Here is a 19,449-nt window from a genome sequence, read left to right on the forward strand (position 1 = left end):
CATTCTGTTTAAAATTTATGAAGAGAGGACTTTACATACTACTGATCAGTATACTATTTATTTCGTGTAGTGATTTTCAGAAAACACTAAAATCTGAAGATACTGCAGCAAAATTTGAAATGGCATCTGAATTATTCGACGCTGGAAAGTGGAGGAAATCTTTTAGACTGTCGGAGCAAATCCTACAGAAATATAGAGGTAAGCCACAAGCTGAAAAATTGACTTATATGCATGCGATGTGTTCATATCATTTAGGTGATTACTACATTGCGAGTTATCATTTAGATAAATTTACGGATATATATCCTAAGAGTGAAAAAGCAGAGGATGCTGCATTTTATGCTGCAAAAGGTTATTATTTTAATTCACCTGTCTATTCTAAGGAACAGAAAGAAACAATAGAAGCGATTGAGAAATTGCAGATATTTGTAAATGAGTATCCTAATTCGCAATATTTAGCTGAGGCTAATACATTGGTTAAAGAATTAGATTTTAAATTAGAGAAAAAAGCATTTGAAATTGCTAAACAATATAATTTAATTGGTGGATATACGGGAGATTATGTGGCGTCAATAAAGTCATTTAATAATTTCTTATTAGAGTTTCCTGGAGCTACTTTAAGAGGAGATGCTTTTTATTACAGATTTGATTCTGCATATAAATTAGCAATTTTAAGTGTAGATTATAAAAAAGAAGATCGATTAAAAGAAGCGTTAGGTTATTACCAAGCGCTTAATAAGTCTTATCCAAATTCAGTGTATTTGGAAGAGGCTAACATAATGAAAGAAGAATTACAACAAGAATTAAATACGTTTACTACTAAAAGTTAAACATTATAACGATGGATTTAAAAAAGACAGACGCACCAGTAAGTACAATTACTTATAACAGAAATGAAATTGATGCTTCAACAGATAATATCTATGAAGCTATTTCAGTAATTTCTAGACGTGCAGAACAAATTAATACAGATATTAGACGTGAGTTAATTGATAAACTTGAAGAGTTTGCCACTTATAACGATAGTCTTGAGGAAATTTTTGAAAACAAAGAACAGATTGAAGTATCTAAGTTTTACGAAAAATTACCTAAGCCACACGCTTTAGCTGTGCAAGAGTGGTTAGATGATAAGATTTATCACAGAAATACTGATGATCCTCAGCCATAAGCCTTAGGATGTCTATTCTAAAGAATAAAAATATTTTATTGGGCATTACTGCTGGTATTGCCGCATACAAATCTGCTAATTTAGTAAGATTATTTATTAAAGCAGGCGCTAACGTTAAAGTCGTTATGACGCCTGCTTCTAAGGATTTTGTAACACCACTTACACTTTCTACACTCTCTAAAAATCCTGTTTATTCATCCTTTGTGGATGACGATGATGATAGCCACGTTTGGAATAATCATGTAGATTTAGGGCTTTGGGGAGATTACTTTGTTATTGCTCCAGCCACAGCCAATACTATGGCCAAAATGGCAAATGGGGTTTGTGATAATATTTTGTTAGCAACATATTTATCTTCAAAATGTCCTGTTTATTTTGCGCCTGCAATGGATTTGGATATGTATAAGCACCAATCAACTAAAGAATCATTCCGCAAACTTACTTCTTTTGGCAATAAGTTAATACCTGCTGGTACTGGTGAACTTGCTAGTGGCTTAGTTGGTGAAGGTAGAATGGCAGAACCAGAAGATATTGTTAGCTTTATAGAGAAAGATATTTTAGATCAATTACCATTAAGAGGACAACGTGTTTTAATTACTGCTGGTCCAACCTATGAAGCATTAGATCCTGTTCGTTTTATAGGAAATCATTCAAGTGGAAAAATGGGCTTTGAGATTGCCAAAGCGGCTTCTAATCTAGGCGCTGAGGTTGTTTTAGTTACAGGTCCTACCCATGAAAAAATAACACATAATTTTGTAACGGTTAAACCTGTGGTTAGTGCAGAAGAGATGTATAATGAGGTTCATTTGCATTTTAAGGCCTCAGATATTGCTATTCTTTCTGCCGCTGTTGCAGATTATAGACCGATGAATGTTGCCAATCAGAAAATAAAAAAGAAAGATTCTACGTTTACTATAGAGTTAGAAAAAACAAAAGATATTTTAAAATCCTTAGGAGAGATTAAAACCCATCAATATTTAGTTGGTTTTGCTCTAGAGACTAATAATGAATTAGAGCATGCTAAAGGAAAACTAGTATCTAAGAATTTAGACCTTATTGTACTCAACTCATTGCAAGATAAAGGAGCTGGTTTTGGAGTGTCCACAAATAAAGTTACATTTATAACATCTTCTAACACTATTATTGAAAACGAATTAAAATCTAAGTCAGAAGTAGCTAAAGATTTAATGCAACTGATATTAAAACAAAACCATGCGTAACCTATTTCTTTTATTTGCTTTTTTATGTTCAACTTTAGTGATTGCACAAGAGTTAAATTGTTCTGTAAATGTTATTGCACAACAAACAGGAAACGAAAACAATGTGGTTTTTAAAACATTAGAGAAGCAACTTACAGAGTTTGTAAATAATACAAAATGGACTAATCAAGAGTTTGGTTCAAAAGAGCGTATTAATTGTAGTATGGTTATTAACGTAAAGGATTACAGTAACGATTTGTTTTCTGCAACATTACAAGTATCTTCATCTAGACCTGTTTTTAATTCATCTTATAATTCTCCAGTTTATAATTATAACGATAAGGATTTTAATTTTCAATATTTAGAGTTTCAGAATTTAATATTTAATGAAAGTCAATTTGAATCTAATTTGGTTTCTGTATTGGCATTTCACGTTTATATGATTTTAGGTATTGATGCAGATACTTTTGAACTTAAAGGAGGAGATAAATATTTTAAACAAGCGCAAACAATTGCTAGTTATTCTCAACAACTTAATGGTCAAGGATGGAAATTAGAAGATGGTTTACAATCTCGTTTTGCATTAATTGATAACTTAATGTCACCATCATACAAGGATATGAGGTCTGCCATGTATAACTATCATATTGGAGGATTAGACATTATGAATGAAAACACTAAAGACGGGAAAAATAAAATTATTACAGTACTAGATGAATTGCAAAAAGTACATAGAGTAAGACCTAATTCCTTTTTAATGCGTGTTTTTTTTGATGCAAAAGCCGATGAGATTATGGATATTCTTTCAGGCGGACCAAGTGTTAATATTGCTGAAGCCACCGAAATTTTAAATAGAATAGCTCCAATGTATTCTCAAAAATGGAGAAATATTAGATACTAGGCTCTACATATTGTATTTCTAGTTTGGTTTTAAGATGCTTCTTCTTAATGTAATTGTTAGATTTAACGAGTATACTTTAGTAATAGTAAATATTATATTTATTCTTTCTCGTTTTCATTTTTAAAAGACAAATTCACTTAATTTTGTATTTCAAATTTTAGATCCTTGTTAACATCACTTCACATAAAAAATTACGCACTTATAGATGAGTTAAGTGTAGCGTTTAATAATGGTTTAACTATTATTACCGGAGAAACAGGTGCAGGAAAATCCATTTTATTAGGAGGTTTATCCTTAGTTTTAGGTAAACGAGCAGATTTAAGCCAGGTGAAAAATACAGGAGACAAGTGTATTATAGAAGCCACTTTTGATATTGCTAACTACGATTTAAAAGCATTATTCACATCCTTAGATTTAGATTATGATGTACAAACCATCATACGACGAGAAATTTTACCTTCAGGCAAATCAAGAGCTTTCATTAACGATACGCCTGTAACTTTAGAAAGTTTGGTGGCTTTGAGTAGTTATCTTATAGATATTCATTCGCAACATCAAACGCAACAATTAACTCAAGACGATTATCAATTTAAAGTTATTGATGGTTTGGCTGAAAATAAGGAGAATTTAGAAGATTTTTCTAATGGATTAGTGGAGTATAAGTCACTTCAAAAATCTTTAGAAGTATTAAAACTCTCTAAGGCTGAATTGATAAAAGAATACGATTACAATTTGTTTTTATCCAAGGAGTTGAATGAAATAAATTTAGAGAAAATTAATCTTGAAGATTTAGAATCACAATACGAAGAACTTAATAATGTTGAGATTATAGGAGAAAAGCTAAGCAGCGTAAAATCCATACTCAATACAGAAGAAGTTGGAGCAATAGACCAATTAAATACGGCAAAACAAGAGTTAACTAAAATAGCGAGTTTCGGTAAATCTTATGACGCTTTAAAGGAACGCATTATTAGTGTGGGAATTGAACTTGATGATATATTAATAGAGTTAGATAATTTAGAAGATAATCTATCTTCAGATCCGCAAGAATTAGAGCGCATTGGCAGTAAACTTCAAATTGTAAATAATTTGTTTCAAAAACATGCTGTTTCAGAAGTTGACGATTTAATTGGAATTAGGAATGGTTTAAAATTAAAAATTGATAATACAGAAAGTTTAGACGATACCATACGTCTTAAAGAAAAAGAGATTATAAAACTAGAAGAGAAGCTTAACCAGATAGCTTTAAAAATTCATAATAAAAGGAAGAAAATCATTCCGGTTTTCGTTTCAAAATTAGAAGCTATTCTTTCAGATTTAGGCATGCCAAATGCCAAGTTTAAAGTGGAGTTAGAGGTTGCTGATCATTTTGTAAAAAATGGAAAAGACAATTTACAGTTTTTATTTATGGCAAATAAGGGATCTAGTTTTAATGAGCTTAAAAAATCAGCCTCAGGTGGAGAATTATCTCGTATAATGTTAGCGATAAAATCTATTTTGGCAGAATATATTCAGTTACCGTCTATTATGTTTGATGAAATTGATACGGGTGTTTCTGGTGAAATTTCAAACAAAATGGGAGAAATTATGAAACACATGAGTAATAAAATGCAGGTTTTTACCATTACACACTTGCCTCAGATTGCAGCCAAAGGAAATTCGCATTTTAAAGTATTTAAAACAGATATTAAAGAAGTCACGCATACACAACTTAAGAAGCTAAACGAAGATGAGCGCATTGTTGAGATTGCTCAAATGTTAGGTGGCTTAACAATTACAGATTCAGCGATGGCGCATGCTAAGCAGTTACTGAATTAATAACTCAATTTTTAAAATCCAAAGTTTTGTTAACTTTGAGAGTCTTAAAAAATACAACTTACACAAAAACCGATTAACCACAAACACATGTCTTACAATTTATTAAAAGGAAAAAAAGGAATCATATTTGGAGCTTTAGACGAAAACTCTATTGCTTGGAAAACTGCTGTACGCGTTCATGAAGAAGGTGGAACTTTTGTTTTAACCAATGCGCCAGTTGCAATGCGAATGGGACAGATTGATGAATTAGCGAAGATAACAGGCTCACAGATTATTCCTGCAGATGCTACTTCTGAAGAAGATCTTCAAAACTTGGTAGCAAAATCCATGGAGATATTAGGAGGTAAAATTGATTTTGTTTTACATTCTATAGGTATGTCTATTAATGTTAGAAAAGGGAATCATTATACAAATCAAAATTATGCTTGGACACAAAAAGGAACCGACGTTTCTGCAATGTCTTTTCATAAAGTTATGCAAACACTTTATAAAGCAGATGCTATGAATGAATGGGGAAGTATTGTAGCTTTAACATATATGGCTTCTCAACGTGTCTTTCCAGATTATAATGATATGGCTGATAATAAAGCGTATTTAGAAAGTGTTGCGCGTAGTTTTGGATATTTTTTCGGTAGAGATAAAAAAGTACGAGTTAATACCATTTCGCAATCACCAACACCAACAACAGCAGGTTCAGGTGTAAAAGGATTTGATGGATTTATAGCTTATGCAGATAAAATGTCGCCTTTAGGTAATGCAACAGCAATGGATTGTGCAAATTATACTGTAACACTATTTAGTGATTTAACGAAACGAGTAACGCTCCAAAACTTATATAATGATGGTGGGTTTAGTAATATGGGTGTCAGTGATGCCATTATGGACACCTTTGTAGAGAATCAATAAAAACTTGAACAAGTATTAAATATATAGCCGTTACATAATTATGTAACGGCTTTTTTTCTTTAGAATTTGCGCAATTTTAATAATTATGATTGAAAGATATAATTCGTAATTATTAAGAATGGCATTAACGTTTCTTATCGGTATTTTTTACTTTTAAACGATTTGAAAGTTAAAGCTAATATAGTTGCAGATAATTAACATATTTTTAAAGAATTACTAACTTAAAAATGAATTTTATGAAGAAAATTACATTAAAATTTTTAATGGCAATAGCGCTGTTGTTTTCATACAGCGGTATGGCACAAACATTAAATGAAGCTGCAGGTTGGCCTAGTGCTGATTGGACCATATCTGGTACTTATACAGCTGCAGGCTTATTAAGTGACCCAACCGTGGATGCTACTTTTGGCTTTGATGATGACGCAGCAGGCTTTGGCTCGCTTGATGATGTTCAAGCAACGTCGCCAATTATTGATCTTACAGCAGCAAGTACAGCTGGTGAAACATGGATTACTATAAGCGGAGAAATAGTATTTAGATCGTTAGGTGAAATATTGATATTAGAAACTTATGATGCTGATGCAATGACTTGGTCTGTAGCTGAAACTTTTGAGGGAAATTCTACTAATACAGATTACCAATCATGTGCAGGTACTGTAGCTTACACTTCTTCAGTAGTTAACATTGCTGGTTACACTGCAACGCAGTTGTCTGGTTTTCAATATCGTTTTTCTTATGACGATTTAGATGGATATCAATGGGGATTTTGTTTATCATCACCAACGATTACATCGGCTACACCTCCTTCTTGTCCAGATCCGATAGCTTTGGCTGCATCGCCTACAGGAATTGATACGGCAGATATAACTTGGTCGGCAGGTAACATGGAAACAGATTGGACATATGAGTATGGAGTGTCTCCTTACGTTCAAGGAGATGGTGGTACAACAGGTACTGTAATGACAACTCCTTTGTTAAGTTTATCTAGTTTGACTCCAGGAGAGACTTACGATATTTATGTGCAAGCTAACTGTGGAGCTAGTGGAGATAGCTCATATGTAACTGTTCAGTGGTCTCAGCCATTATTAGGTGAAGAGTGTTCTACTGCTATTAGTGCTACTGTAGAAACAGATTGTTCTACAGCCACTCCAATTAGCCTAGATTTTGATAATGGTGGCTCTGAGACTTTAACAAGTTGTGATGCTTTTGGTAATGTAGGATATTGGGTGGCATTCACACCAACTGCTACAGGTGCAGTTACTATTAATGTTAATGGATCAACTGCTTTAGGTGTTGCAATATATGACGCTTGTGGTGGAACAGAAATATTATGTAATAACAATACACTTGCAGCATCAACAGTAGTTGTTGATTTGACACCATCAACTGAATATTTAGCATATTTCTGGTTAGACACGGCAGCAGGTGTGATAGATGTTTGTTTTGAAGAATATATAGTGCCAACTGCACCAGACTGTGTTGCTAATCCTTTACCAGTATCTGGTGAAGTTGATATCGCAGTAGGAGCTGTAACTTTAACTTGGGAAGCGCCTACGACTGGTCCAGTACCTACAAGTTATAATCTATATTCAGGTACTGAATCTGATGGTTCTGATTTAACTTTGGAAGGCAACTATACAGACTTAACAGCAGATTTAAACGTTGCAGGTTTTGATACTACGATTTACTGGCAAGTTAGGCCTTTAAATGGTGTTTCTATTGCAACTGGCTGTGCAATATGGAGTTTTACAACAGAATCAGCGCCTATAGGTGCAACTTGTGAAACGGCTATTGATGTAGCTGCTTTACCTTATACAACAACTGACGATACAGCGAGCTATGGTGATGATTATTCAGCTTCTCCTGGTGCTACTGGATGTGGTACAACTAGTAGTTATTTAAATGGTGACGATGTTGTGTATGCTTATACAGCAACTGCAGATGCTACAATTAATATTGCAATGTCAGCAATTGGAAGTACTTATTCTGGACTTTTTGTGTATACAGACTGTGCAAATATAGGAACTGAATGTGTTGCGGGTTATGGTAATGGAGGTATTACGGATGATTACAGTTTAGAAGTGTCCGTTACAAATGGAACAACATATTATATTGTGATTTCTACTTGGGCTACGCCTCAAAGTACAACTTACACACTAGATATTACTGAAAACACATGTGTTAATGCAGAAGCTACATATACAGTTGTAGAGGATTGTGCAAATACTCAGTTTTCTGTAGATGTAGATGTAACAAGCTTAGGTACTGCGACTTCAGTTACTGTATCTGATGATCAAGGCAGCGCAGATCAGCAAGTTTCGACTACAGGTATTGTTAGCTTTGGACCATATGCAAGTGGAACAACTATTAACTATTCAATATTAAATGATCAAGATGCATCATGTGAGACTATAGGATCAGCTTCATATAGCTGTCCTCCAACTAATGATGAATGTCTTAACGCTACAGTTTTAACACCAGGAGCAGTTTTCGCTGATAACCCTGTTGATGGAACAGTTGCAGGAGCAACAGCAGATGCAGAAGCTGCTTCTTGTGGTTCAGATGGAGCTGGAGTATGGTATTCTATTGTAGTACCGGCAAGTGGAGATGTTACTATTCAAGTTGGTGATGATTCATCAGGAGGTACAGGTTTTGATTCAGTAATTGAGGCGTTTACAGGTACATGTGGTGCATTAACTTCTTTAGAATGTGATGATGACGATGTACCAGGTTTTGGAGATAATTATTCTCAACTTGAATTAACAGGTTTAACAGGTGGAGAAACAATTTACGTAAGAGTTTGGGAATATTTGGGTGATGAAGTTGAGCCTTTCTCAATTTCAGCATATAGCGCTTCTTTAAGTGTTGGAAATGTTGAGAACGAAGTAGCTTTTACATACTATCCTAACCCAGTTAAAAATACATTAACATTAAATGCTCAAAACACAATAGAGCAAGTGGCAATGTATAATATGCTAGGTCAAGAAGTATTAAGAGTAACACCTAATACTGTTGATAGCGATATTAACATGTCTAGCTTACAAACTGGTGCTTACTTTGTTAAAGTAACTATTGGTAATGTAACTGAAACTATTAGAGTGATTAAGCAATAAGCTAATCTCATTATAATTTTTAAAAGCCGCTATTTTTAGCGGCTTTTTTTTGCTTAATACTTTACGTTTTTATATCCTTCAATTTTTATTCTTTCGGATTAGAACCGAATTCAATTTAAGCTATAATATCTATTAAAAGTTGTACTTGGTTTATTTACCTTTGCGTATATGAAGACGATTACTTTTTCTTTTATTATTCCTGTATATAACAGACCAGATGAAATTAAAGAACTCTTAGAAAGTTTTTTAAATTTTGAAGGGCAATACAACTATGAAATTGTAATTATTGAAGATGGTTCTACAGAAACTTCAGAACAGATCGTAGAACAATTTAAGGATCAACTAAATATTTCTTATTACTTCAAGCCTAATTCTGGTCCTGGTGATTCAAGGAATTTTGGTATGCAAAAAGCAAAAGGTAACTATTTTATAATTTTAGATTCAGATGTTTTGTTGCCTTCAAATTATTTAATAGAGGTTGATAAATTTTTGGAGACAACGTATTATGATTGTTTTGGTGGACCAGATGCGGCACACAGCTCTTTTACAAATCTTCAAAAAGCCATAAACTTTGCTATGACCTCTTTTATTACAACAGGTGGTATACGAGGTGGAAAACAAAAGGTTGAAGATTTTCAGCCTCGAAGTTTTAATATGGGTTTATCTAAAAAAGCCTTTTTGGCTTCTGGTGGGTTTGGTAAAATTCATCCAGGAGAAGATCCGGATTTATCATTGCGCTTACATAAGTTAGGTTTTAAAACTACATTAATTCAGAGTGCTTTTGTATATCATAAGCGTCGTGTCTCTTGGTCTAAATTTTACAAGCAAGTGAATAAATTTGGTATGGTAAGGCCAATTCTTAATCAATGGCATCCAAAATCAAAAAGTATAGTGTATTGGTTTCCTACTTTGTTTAGTTTAGGGTTTATTGTTTCAATAATAATGGCACTATTTCATATTAATCTGCCGTTATATTTATATGGCTTTTATTTTATTTTAGCATTTGTTTTGGCATTAATTTCTAATCGAAGTTTAAGTGTTGCATTTCAAGCGTTGCTAGCTATAATTATTCAGTTTTTTGGCTATGGTTATGGATTTTTAAAATCAACATTTACATTACTTGTATTGGGTAAAAATCCTGAAGAATCATTTCCTCATTTATTTTTTAAATTATAAATGAATTCAAAGAAAAAAATGAACATATTAGACCAGTTAAAAAAGAAAAGCGTAAAACGTTTTAGTCTGTTCTTTGCTATTTCATTTGTGTTTTTAATTATATCAAAGCTTTCAAATGATTACAAACAAACCATAAAACTAAAAGTAAATTTAGTTGGTTTTGAAGATGAAATTGTATTAAAAAATGACTCAGCCAATTACATTATTGCGTATGTTGAAGCTAAAGGATTCGCTTTAGTGCCTCTAATGTTCAAGAATTCTAAAGTACTTCAAGTAAAAGCTAAAAAGGAGGTTACAGTAAAATCAAATCATTTTATATTCGACGTACAAAAACATAAATTTCTTATTGAGAGTCAATTAGGGAGTTCCTATGATTTGGTTTCTGTATTACCAGACACGCTTCTAATTGCATTTTCGAAGCGTGCTTCAAAAAAGGTTCCAATAACTTTAAAACAAACTATTAATTATGTTGTGGGTTATGATTTAAAAGGAGACTTTAAATTTGATATAGATAGTGTGAAAATTGTTGGTGCAGCTTCTGAAGTAGATAAAATTAATACCATTACCACAGAAGATCTGGTTTTAAAAGATATTAAAAGTAAAATTAATGAAAGTGTAAAATTAGATATTTCAGATTATCAGAATATCGAAATATTTCCAAAATCAATTAAGGTATCTGCTGAAGTTGCTCGTTTTACAGAAGGTACTGTAGACGTACCTTTAACCATAACCAACCAACCTAATGATGTAACCATTAATTATTTTCCAAAAACCGTAAGTATTTCTTATTACGTAGATTTAGAAAATTATAATGCCGTAAACACTTCAGACTTTAAAGTAGAGTGTAATTATGCTGAATTGGAAGAAAATCAAACTTATTTGGTGCCTAAAGTGGTTAAGAAACCCAATTTTGTAAAACATATAAATATTAAACAAAAACGAATAGATTTTATTAAGTTATAAATGGTAGTAGTCGGATTAACAGGTGGAATAGGAAGTGGAAAAACAACAATTTTAAAATGTTTTCAATCTTTTGGTGTGCCTGTTTATATTGCAGATGATGAGGCTAAGGCTTTAATGAAACGTTCTAAAGTTATTAAACGAAAACTGATAGATTTGTTTGGTAGTGATGCCTATATAGATGGTGAATTGAATAAACCATATTTAGCTTCAAAAATTTTTAATGATAGATCGTTACTTTCAAAAATGAATGCTATTGTCCATCCAAAAGTAGCAGCACATTTTAAGCGATGGCTTAAAAAACAAAACGCTGATTATGTGATAAAGGAGGCTGCAATAATATTTGAAAATAATCTAGAAAACCAGTACAATTACATTATAACTGTTGTTGCAGACGAAGCATTGAGAATACAACGCGTAATGAAACGCGATAATTCTTCAGAAAAAAAGGTAAAATCGATTATAGAAAATCAGTTGTCTGATACTGAGAAAATTAAGAAGTCTGACTTTGTTATCCTAAACAATGATTTAGAAGATGCTAAACAACAGGCCTTTAAAATCCATAAATCCATCCTCAAAAAAATAAATTGATAATTTATTATTTTCTTTTGTTAACGTTAGGTTAAACCTAATTTATACTAAATGTTAAAATGTTAAATTTGGCTGATGAGCAAAAAGCTATTTATATTATTAATAGTCTTAATGAGTTTATCTCTTATAGGTATAATTTTTGTACAATCATTTTTTATAAATAATAGTATAGAAAATGAAAAGAAGAATTTTACTCTAAGTGTAACTAGAGCTTTAAGTTTAACCTCTAATTCTATAGCAGAAAGTGAATATAGAGATTATCTTCAGAAGCTTCGACCATATTTAAACAATGAGAATAAAGCTAATTCTTCTATTATAAAAGAATTATTTATTGCCACTGAAGATGATATTAATGATAAAAAAATAGTTCATTTTAATACTGTTTTTGAAGAGCTCTATAAGGTGCCATCAATGTTTGATGAGATTGATGCAGATAGTTTTAGCGTGAGTAAGCTTTTTAGCGCACGTGTAACAGACACTTATAATAATGTAAAAATTGATGGAAATAGACGAATAGATCCTGAAACAAGATTAAAAGAATACTCTTCTTTAACGGCTTTAGATAAGCAAATGTATGAAGATACATTTAAAACTTTACTTAAGGATAAACCAGTCTATTTGAGAATTTCAACACAACAAGTTGCAAATATATTAGATAGAGAGCTAAAGAATGAAGGTATAGATTTAGACTTTGAATTTGGAATTTATGACAATGATTTAGCGACAAAAGTACAGACTGAAAATTTCAATAAGGAAAATGATTTTAGAGGTGTAAAAGTTTTTTTAGATAATAATAATGAAAGTACATATAATTTATGGGTAGAGTTTCCTGAAAGAAAGAAATACCTGTTATCATCTATTATAAAGATGATTGTGCTTTCAATAGTATTTACAAGTATTATAATTATTGCTTATGGAAGTGCTATTTATCAATTAATTAGACAACGTCAAATTTCACAAATTAAGACGGACTTTATTAATAATATGACGCATGAGTTTAAAACACCAATAGCAACTATTAATTTGGCTTTAGATTCTATTAAAAACCCTAAGATACTCAACGATCAGGAAAAGGTACTGCGTTATTTGGGAATGATAAAGGAAGAGAATAAACGCATGCATGCACAGGTAGAAAATGTATTGCGTATTTCTAAATTAGATAAAAATGAACTGAACATTAGTAAGGAACGTTATGAGTTGCACGACTTAATAGAAGATGCTATTACACATGTAGAGTTAATAGTTGAAGATAGACAAGGTTATGTAAAAACACATTTAAACGCTGATAAGTCATCAGTATTAGCAAATGAAACGCATTTTACCAATGTTATTGTAAATATATTAGACAATGCTATTAAATACTCGGATGATGCACCAAAAATAGATGTGTATACCGAAAATGTTGGTAATAATATTATTTTAAAAATATCTGATCAAGGTAATGGAATGACCAAAGCTGTTGCCAAACGTGTGTTTGAAAAGTTTTATAGAGAACATACAGGAAATGTACATAATGTAAAAGGACATGGTCTAGGGTTGGCCTATGTAAAAAGAATAGTAGAAGACCATCAAGGTCATATATCAGTAGAAAGTGAAAAAGGAAAAGGCAGTACTTTTGTTATAAAGATGCCGTTAATATCATAAAAAACGAATTATGGAAGAGCAAAATAAAAAAATACTTTTGGTAGAAGACGATCCAAATTTTGGAACTGTTTTAAAAGATTATTTAATGATGAACGATTACGACGTTGTACATGCTAAAAATGGTATGGAAGGCTTTGAAAAGTTCAAAAAAGATGATTACGATCTATGTATTTTAGATGTAATGATGCCATATAAGGATGGATTTACTTTAGCTAAAGAAATAAGAGAAAAGAATGCAGACGTGCCAATTATCTTTTTAACGGCTAAAGCCATGAAAGAAGATGTACTTAAAGGTTATAAAGTTGGAGCAGATGATTATCTTAACAAACCGTTTGATAGCGAAGTATTATTAATGAAAATTAAAGCTATTATACAGCGTAAGGCAACTGATTCTGTAGCAGATAGTAAACAATTTGAATTTAAGATTGGTCGTTTTGATCTTAACTCTAAATTACGTTTTTTAAAGTTTGATGGAGGTGATCCTACTAAATTATCACCAAAAGAAAATGAGTTATTACGTTTATTGGCTTTACATGAAAATGATTTAATGCCAAGAGAATTAGCATTAACTAAAATATGGAGAGATGATAACTACTTTACGTCTCGAAGTATGGATGTGTATATTGCAAAATTGCGTAAATACTTAAAACCAGATCCGAATGTTGAAATTTTAAACATTCATGGTGAAGGATTTAGATTAGTCATAAATACCGATAAATAATTAGTGAATTCTATATAGTTTTAAAATCCAGTTCTTTGAACTGGATTTTTTTATGGATACTATTGTAATATTGGGTTAGGACTAGCTAATCATTAGATGCTATTGTTCTCAATATATTTTATAATTTCTTTAGCGTCAGTTTCAAAATTAAACCATTTTATAGTATTATCTTTTCTAAACCAGGTTAGTTGTCGTTTAGCAAAACGTCTTGTATTTTTCTTAATTTCAGAAATGGCAAAATCTAGTGTGAAGTTACCTTCAAAATAGTTAAATAATTCCTTGTAGCCAACCGTATTTAAGGCATTAAGATGTTTATATGAAAAAAGGGATTTTGCTTCCTCTAATAAGCCATTTTCAACCATTAGATCAACACGTTGGTTAATTCTATCGTATATTATTGAACGTTCTGCATTTAATCCAATAGAGATTGTTTTAAAATTACGCTTTTTTTCAGGATTAGTTAAATAAGAGGAATATGGATTACCTGTACCAATACAAATTTCTAAAGCTCTAATAACACGTTGTGGGTTATCTATAGCAATTGTTTTATAAGCTTGCGGATCTAAATCTTTTAACTGCTCTTGCAAATTAAGTAAACCATCTTTTTCAAATTGTAAATTAAGATTTGTTCTTATACTAGAATCTACTTCTGGAAAATAATCTAAGCCTTTCGTTACAGCTTTTACATACAACCCAGAACCACCAACCATTACAAGGGTAGGATTCGTTTGGTGTAATTCTTTTATTTTTAAAATCGCTGCGCGTTCAAAATCTCCAACATTAAAATTATCATTTATGGATTGATGTTGAATAAAATGATGAGGAGCTCCTGCCAACTCTTCTAAAGATGGTACGGCTGTGCCAATGGACATTTCTTTAAAAAATTGTCTAGAATCAGCTGAGATGATTTCAGTATTAAAATGCTGAGCAAGTTTAATACTTAAAGCTGTTTTACCAATGGCTGTTGGGCCAACTATTGAAATAAGCGTATTGTTATAAGTCATGATGCATTTTATGTCCACATTTGTGACAGTATTCTGCACCATCTTGGTGCTTAGTATCTAAACAATTAATACAGCATTGCGAATTCATGTGTAGATCTTCAATGTCTTGACCTTCTTGTTTTTTAGCATTTGCTTCATCAGCTTTAAGGCTACTTTTAGTGTATTCTGCAGATACAATTCCGGTTGGTACAGCAATGATACCATAACCTAAAATCATAATAAATGTAGTTATAAATTGCCCTAAAGGTGTTTGTGGAGCAATATCTCCAAAACCTACAGTTGTTAAAGTAACAATACACCAATAGACGCTTTTTGGAATATTGTCAAAACCATTAACTTCGCCTTCTACTAAGTACATAATAGTTCCAAAGATTATTGAAGAAACCATTACTGCAAATAAAAAAACCAAAATCTTAACTCTACTCGCAATTATGGAATCTTTTAATTGATTAGACGCACCTAAATAACGAGCAAGTTTTAATATTCTAAAAACCCTAAGTAAACGTAACGCTCTTAAAGTAACTAATGCTTGTGCTCCTCCAAATAAAAATGCAACGTACATTGGTATGGTTGATAAGAAGTCTATTATACCAAAAAAACTAAAGATATATTTTACTGGTTTTTTTACACTTACAATTCTTAAAATATATTCAATTGAAAATAAAATGGTAACAATCCATTCTCCAATATATAATAGTTGATGATATTCTTTATCAATACTAGCAACACTCTCTAGCATTACAAGTAAAATACTGAGTAAAATAAATATTAGTAAAATTACATCAAACCTTTTTCCAGCTGGTGTATCTGCTTCATAAATTATTTCATGAAGTATAGTTTTCCAATTATGTTTTTGATTTGATTCCATGTCTTAAAAATACGAAAAGTAAAATTATTGTTTTTCTAAAACGATAACTGTATTATTTTGAATTTCTACTACCTTATCCATAAAGGTTTTTAGATAAGGGTAAAATTCTCTTGAATATAAAGTATTATTAAATTTAACTTTAAAATATACAACGATTTGGTTGTTTTTTGACTCTGTATTAAAGATTAAACTTCCTGCGTTTTCAGGTAATGCATATTGCTGGACAGAAGGTGTTTCTAAAATTTTAAATTTATCATTTATATCTATCTTTAAGCTATAAGTATATATGTCTTTGTATCCAAAATCTATGGGATATGTGCGTTCTTGAAGCTTAAAAGGATTTTCATCAAAAAACTTTATAAGAAAAGGGTTTAAATAAATTTTATTACCAACAAATTCTGGTTCAATAGAAAAATCGATACTTTCAGTAAACTTAGGTTGTGTTTTATCAAAATCTAAGACTTTGTGGTCGGCAATAACTATGTTGTTATAGTAGTTTGCTTTGTTTTCAATATAATCACTAGGGTGTTCATTATATTGTTGCTTATATTTATTGGAATGATAAGAAGTGAAATTACTTTTTATGTTTCCTGAAATTAAATCGTCATTAGATAAGGCAACTTCCGCACGATGTGTTCTAGTTGAATACCCATCTACATTTATCGGTTCCCAATGACTTTCATTTTCAAAATCAATCAATCGTCCGTATTGGTTTAAACACCTAAATGGTAGTTCACCAAATGAATGATAAGGGTCTGTAGCATCTAAAAAATAGTCCTTGCCATCTATAGTTGTTTTTACAATAACATAATTAAAATCTGAAAGAACGGGATATATTTTAGTAACAAAGCCATTTCCTCGTGTTGACATTAAGACAGGGAATGTTTGAAAACCTTCACTCGTTAATAGGTTTTCTAATAATAAATTAATTTCGAAAACACTACCAACTTTTTCTTTAATTAAATTTTTAACTGAGACATCGTAACGTTCAGATTTACCATTCCATTTATAATTATTTAACACAAATTGGTAGATGGCATTTGCTTTAGCTAAGTTATCTTCTAATAAAGAAATTGAATTTGGTAAGATATCTTTTACAAGGCTTTTTTTACTGATTTGTTTTCCAAAATCCTTGTCCGTTTTTAGTTCTCGGTCTACAACGTCCCAATTTTTAGTGTATTTATTAATACTACCATCAAAACCTTTTATTACACTAAGTTCATATTCAATTCTAGAAGTGTAATTTAAGGATGTAGTTGTAAATGCTTCAGGTTTGTATGCAGGTATATTTTTCATTACATACTTCGAAACTGCGCAATCTGCAAAAGAATTTGCCCTCCCTTCGATACACCTTTTTTCTAACCTTTTGTCATGGGTCTCAAGTGGTAATGTACCCACGAGCTTAATGTGGTATTCGTAATTACCTGGAATACTAGTATTGTATTCACTATAAAGTACTGGATCTTGCCCTTGAAAATACCATGGTTGAAATTTAGTCATAAAACGAGATTGAGTTTCATAACTTACCGTTATTATGCTGCCTATTTTTACATTTGGTAACACAAATTTCACCAATTTGTAGTCGTCATTTTCTTCTTCAAAAATAGCATCTTCTGTTAATTCTGTTTTTACAATCTTATCACCATCTATATTGTAAGTAGTGCCTTTTATGGATTTAATTTTTTCTTCTGAAGATTTTCCTTTGTAAAGTTTTATTTCAAATTCACCTCTTTCAATACCGTTAGTTCTTAGAATTTTTATTTTTTGCTTAATTTCTGTTCTTAACCAAAATGTGTTTTTGTCGACATAGCTGTTACCATAATCGTAAATAACTAATGCACTTGCAGTTGAATCTTTGGAATATCCGGTCAGTTTTAATTCATTTTTATGAACTGACATCGCGGCATTGTAATCTTGAGAGAAGCTAAAACATGACAAAGAAATAGCAATTATTAAAAACTTTATCTTCATTAATTATTATTTAAATCTATAATTTTAAGTCTTTTATTTCTCCGCATATAACTCTGAATGATATGTTGAGTGTCTCTATCATTATCCATAGGTGTAATTAAGGAGGAGCGTATTTTTTTATTATTTATCTGATGATTTAAATCAAAAAATCCCATGCCTTTAAAAATCCCATTTTCTATTAAAAACGCACATTTTTCTTCAATAGTTCTACCTTTATCTATAATAAGAATATCCTTACTATCATAACTGTATTTTTCAATAAGACGAGTTACTTTTTTATTGTAAATTTCTACAGGTTCTTCATTAATACAAGCTCCTTCACATTCTTTTACATCATATTTAAAGCAACTCGTTTTGGTATTATATAAACCTGTGAGTTTTTGGCACAAATGATATTGGTCAACAACTTTAAACATAAAATGCTTTCCACTTGCTCTTGTGCTAAATGTAGTAATGGGAGTTTCTTCTCTATTAGATTTGTCAATGGTAAGATTTATATAGCCATTATCATCAATTGAACTGTAGAGTGCATGAGTAAATATAGTTCTCCTTAATGCTCTATTAAAAATAGGTTTGTTCTTTTTTATTTCAGCGCTTTCTTTGAGTAACGCGGCTAATTCGCTTCCTGTTTTTTCGTAAGTTACAGTACTTACTAACCGCTGTATTTTTTTAGATTTAGAATTTGTACCTGTAAAGTGTTGAATAATCCGCTTTCTTATATTGTTACTTTTACCAATATAAATAATGTCTCCATCGCTATTATGAATATAATAGACGCCAGTATCTGAAGGCATTTCTTCAATAATAGAATTAAGATTAGAAGCCATTTTAGACTTCTGTTCTACTTTAATAGCATCTTTAACAATAACTTTGTCTAAATCCTTAGCGAGTAGCATCTTAAATAATTTTACCGTTGCCATAGCATCTCCATTCGCTCGGTGTCTATCGCTCATAGGTATGCCTAATGCACGAGTAAGCTTACCTAAACTATAGGATGCCATATCTGGAATAAGTTGTTTTGAAAGCTCTACGGTACAAAGTGTTTTTCTTTTAAAAGGAAAGCCTAAACGTTTAAATTCTGTTTTTAAAATCCTGTAGTCAAAAGAAGAGTTATGTGCTACAATTATACAGTCTTCGGTAATTTCTACAATGCGTTTAGCTACCTCATAAAATTTAGGTGCATTTTTAAGCATGTTAGAATTTATACCTGTAAGATTAACAACAAAAGGTTGAATCTCACGCTCAGGATTTACCAATGAAATAAACTGATCGGTTACTTTATGACCATCAAATTGATAGATAGCAATTTCTGTAATTCCTTCTTCATTGTACTTGCCACCTGTGGTTTCTATGTCTAGTATTGCGTATATAACGTTACGTTATTTATTGTTATTTGTTTGTCAAAGTAA

General features: G+C 31.4%; 16 protein-coding genes. 12 read left to right on the plus strand and 4 right to left on the minus strand.

Translation table 11 applies throughout. The features are described 5' to 3' along the window. The first annotated feature begins 17 nt into the window (after window positions 1–17). The 12 genes from ACJJVO_RS04080 (at window position 18) to ACJJVO_RS04135 (ending at window position 14,197) form a co-directional block, all read left to right on the plus strand. Complete coding sequence (locus tag ACJJVO_RS04080) at window positions 18–830, plus strand: outer membrane protein assembly factor BamD (protein WP_405570788.1); 813 nt, start codon at window positions 18–20, stop codon at window positions 828–830. Between the two features lie 11 nt (window positions 831–841). Beyond that, on the plus strand, window positions 842–1,168 hold the full coding sequence (locus tag ACJJVO_RS04085) for a DNA-directed RNA polymerase subunit omega (RefSeq protein ID WP_115818693.1): 327 nt from the start codon (window positions 842–844) through the stop codon (window positions 1,166–1,168). Window positions 1,169–1,176: 8 nt separating this feature from the next. Then, a complete protein-coding gene (gene coaBC / locus ACJJVO_RS04090) occupies window positions 1,177–2,388 on the plus strand; it encodes a bifunctional phosphopantothenoylcysteine decarboxylase/phosphopantothenate--cysteine ligase CoaBC (RefSeq protein ID WP_405570792.1) in 1,212 nt (403 codons plus the stop codon). Continuing rightward, window positions 2,381–3,268, plus strand: a complete 888-nt coding sequence (locus tag ACJJVO_RS04095; protein ID WP_405570794.1) for a DUF4835 family protein — start codon at window positions 2,381–2,383, stop codon at window positions 3,266–3,268. The genes coaBC and ACJJVO_RS04095 overlap by 8 nt, the downstream gene beginning before the upstream one ends. Window positions 3,269–3,433: 165 nt before the next feature. Further along, window positions 3,434–5,086, plus strand: a complete 1,653-nt coding sequence (gene recN, locus ACJJVO_RS04100; RefSeq protein ID WP_405570796.1) for a DNA repair protein RecN — start codon at window positions 3,434–3,436, stop codon at window positions 5,084–5,086. A gap of 87 nt (window positions 5,087–5,173) precedes the next feature. Next, window positions 5,174–5,992: an enoyl-ACP reductase gene (locus ACJJVO_RS04105; RefSeq protein ID WP_405570799.1), complete on the plus strand. Its 819-nt coding sequence runs from the start codon at window positions 5,174–5,176 to the stop codon at window positions 5,990–5,992. 236 nt (window positions 5,993–6,228) lie between these two features. Continuing rightward, window positions 6,229–9,105, plus strand: a complete 2,877-nt coding sequence (locus ACJJVO_RS04110) for a T9SS type A sorting domain-containing protein (protein WP_405570802.1) — start codon at window positions 6,229–6,231, stop codon at window positions 9,103–9,105. 168 nt (window positions 9,106–9,273) lie between these two features. Then, the gene (locus ACJJVO_RS04115) at window positions 9,274–10,281 is read left to right on the plus strand and encodes a glycosyltransferase (protein ID WP_405570803.1); all 1,008 of its coding nucleotides are present in this window, start codon (window positions 9,274–9,276) and stop codon (window positions 10,279–10,281) included. A gap of 18 nt (window positions 10,282–10,299) precedes the next feature. Next, window positions 10,300–11,244: a hypothetical protein gene (locus ACJJVO_RS04120; RefSeq protein ID WP_405570806.1), complete on the plus strand. Its 945-nt coding sequence runs from the start codon at window positions 10,300–10,302 to the stop codon at window positions 11,242–11,244. Then, window positions 11,245–11,832 (plus strand): dephospho-CoA kinase, encoded by a 588-nt coding sequence (coaE, locus tag ACJJVO_RS04125; protein WP_405570809.1) that lies wholly within the window; start codon window positions 11,245–11,247, stop codon window positions 11,830–11,832. A gap of 75 nt (window positions 11,833–11,907) precedes the next feature. Beyond that, window positions 11,908–13,476: a sensor histidine kinase gene (locus ACJJVO_RS04130; protein ID WP_405570811.1), complete on the plus strand. Its 1,569-nt coding sequence runs from the start codon at window positions 11,908–11,910 to the stop codon at window positions 13,474–13,476. 10 nt (window positions 13,477–13,486) lie between these two features. After that, window positions 13,487–14,197 (plus strand): response regulator transcription factor, encoded by a 711-nt coding sequence (locus ACJJVO_RS04135; RefSeq protein WP_405570813.1) that lies wholly within the window; start codon window positions 13,487–13,489, stop codon window positions 14,195–14,197. Between the two features lie 92 nt (window positions 14,198–14,289). Here the strand turns inward: ACJJVO_RS04135 and miaA are convergent, their stop codons facing one another. The 4 genes from miaA to ACJJVO_RS04155 are packed head-to-tail and all read right to left on the minus strand — an operon-like array spanning window position 14,290 to window position 19,410. Continuing rightward, window positions 14,290–15,201: a tRNA (adenosine(37)-N6)-dimethylallyltransferase MiaA gene (gene miaA / locus ACJJVO_RS04140; RefSeq protein ID WP_405570816.1), complete on the minus strand. Its 912-nt coding sequence runs from the start codon at window positions 15,199–15,201 to the stop codon at window positions 14,290–14,292. After that, window positions 15,191–16,069 (minus strand): ion transporter, encoded by an 879-nt coding sequence (locus ACJJVO_RS04145; protein ID WP_405570818.1) that lies wholly within the window; start codon window positions 16,067–16,069, stop codon window positions 15,191–15,193. The genes miaA and ACJJVO_RS04145 overlap by 11 nt, the downstream gene beginning before the upstream one ends. A 24-nt stretch (window positions 16,070–16,093) precedes the next feature. Continuing rightward, the gene (locus ACJJVO_RS04150; protein ID WP_405570821.1) at window positions 16,094–18,040 is read right to left on the minus strand and encodes a DUF3857 domain-containing protein; all 1,947 of its coding nucleotides are present in this window, start codon (window positions 18,038–18,040) and stop codon (window positions 16,094–16,096) included. Further along, complete coding sequence (locus ACJJVO_RS04155; protein ID WP_405572674.1) at window positions 18,040–19,410, minus strand: exonuclease domain-containing protein; 1,371 nt, start codon at window positions 19,408–19,410, stop codon at window positions 18,040–18,042. The genes ACJJVO_RS04150 and ACJJVO_RS04155 overlap by 1 nt, the downstream gene beginning before the upstream one ends. Between the last annotated feature and the right edge of the window lie 39 nt (window positions 19,411–19,449).

Origin of the sequence: Winogradskyella sp. Asnod2-B02-A, assembly GCF_045063645.1 — a bacterium.
GTDB lineage: Bacteria > Bacteroidota > Bacteroidia > Flavobacteriales > Flavobacteriaceae > Winogradskyella.

Excerpts from the sequence above, each read along its gene's own strand:
- ACJJVO_RS04085 (WP_115818693.1), top strand. The coding sequence starts at position 842 with ATGGATTTAAAAAAGACAGACGCACCAGTAAGTACAATTACTTATAAC.
- coaBC (WP_405570792.1), top strand. The coding sequence starts at position 1,177 with ATGTCTATTCTAAAGAATAAAAATATTTTATTGGGCATTACTGCTGGT.
- ACJJVO_RS04150 (WP_405570821.1), bottom strand. The coding sequence starts at position 18,040 with ATGAAGATAAAGTTTTTAATAATTGCTATTTCTTTGTCATGTTTTAGC.
- ACJJVO_RS04115 (WP_405570803.1), top strand. The coding sequence starts at position 9,274 with ATGAAGACGATTACTTTTTCTTTTATTATTCCTGTATATAACAGACCA.
- ACJJVO_RS04145 (WP_405570818.1), bottom strand. The coding sequence starts at position 16,069 with ATGGAATCAAATCAAAAACATAATTGGAAAACTATACTTCATGAAATA.
- miaA (WP_405570816.1), bottom strand. The coding sequence starts at position 15,201 with ATGACTTATAACAATACGCTTATTTCAATAGTTGGCCCAACAGCCATT.
- coaE (WP_405570809.1), top strand. The coding sequence starts at position 11,245 with ATGGTAGTAGTCGGATTAACAGGTGGAATAGGAAGTGGAAAAACAACA.
- ACJJVO_RS04135 (WP_405570813.1), top strand. The coding sequence starts at position 13,487 with ATGGAAGAGCAAAATAAAAAAATACTTTTGGTAGAAGACGATCCAAAT.
- ACJJVO_RS04105 (WP_405570799.1), top strand. The coding sequence starts at position 5,174 with ATGTCTTACAATTTATTAAAAGGAAAAAAAGGAATCATATTTGGAGCT.
- ACJJVO_RS04095 (WP_405570794.1), top strand. The coding sequence starts at position 2,381 with ATGCGTAACCTATTTCTTTTATTTGCTTTTTTATGTTCAACTTTAGTG.
- ACJJVO_RS04130 (WP_405570811.1), top strand. The coding sequence starts at position 11,908 with ATGAGCAAAAAGCTATTTATATTATTAATAGTCTTAATGAGTTTATCT.
- ACJJVO_RS04110 (WP_405570802.1), top strand. The coding sequence starts at position 6,229 with ATGAAGAAAATTACATTAAAATTTTTAATGGCAATAGCGCTGTTGTTT.
- ACJJVO_RS04120 (WP_405570806.1), top strand. The coding sequence starts at position 10,300 with ATGAACATATTAGACCAGTTAAAAAAGAAAAGCGTAAAACGTTTTAGT.
- ACJJVO_RS04080 (WP_405570788.1), top strand. The coding sequence starts at position 18 with ATGAAGAGAGGACTTTACATACTACTGATCAGTATACTATTTATTTCG.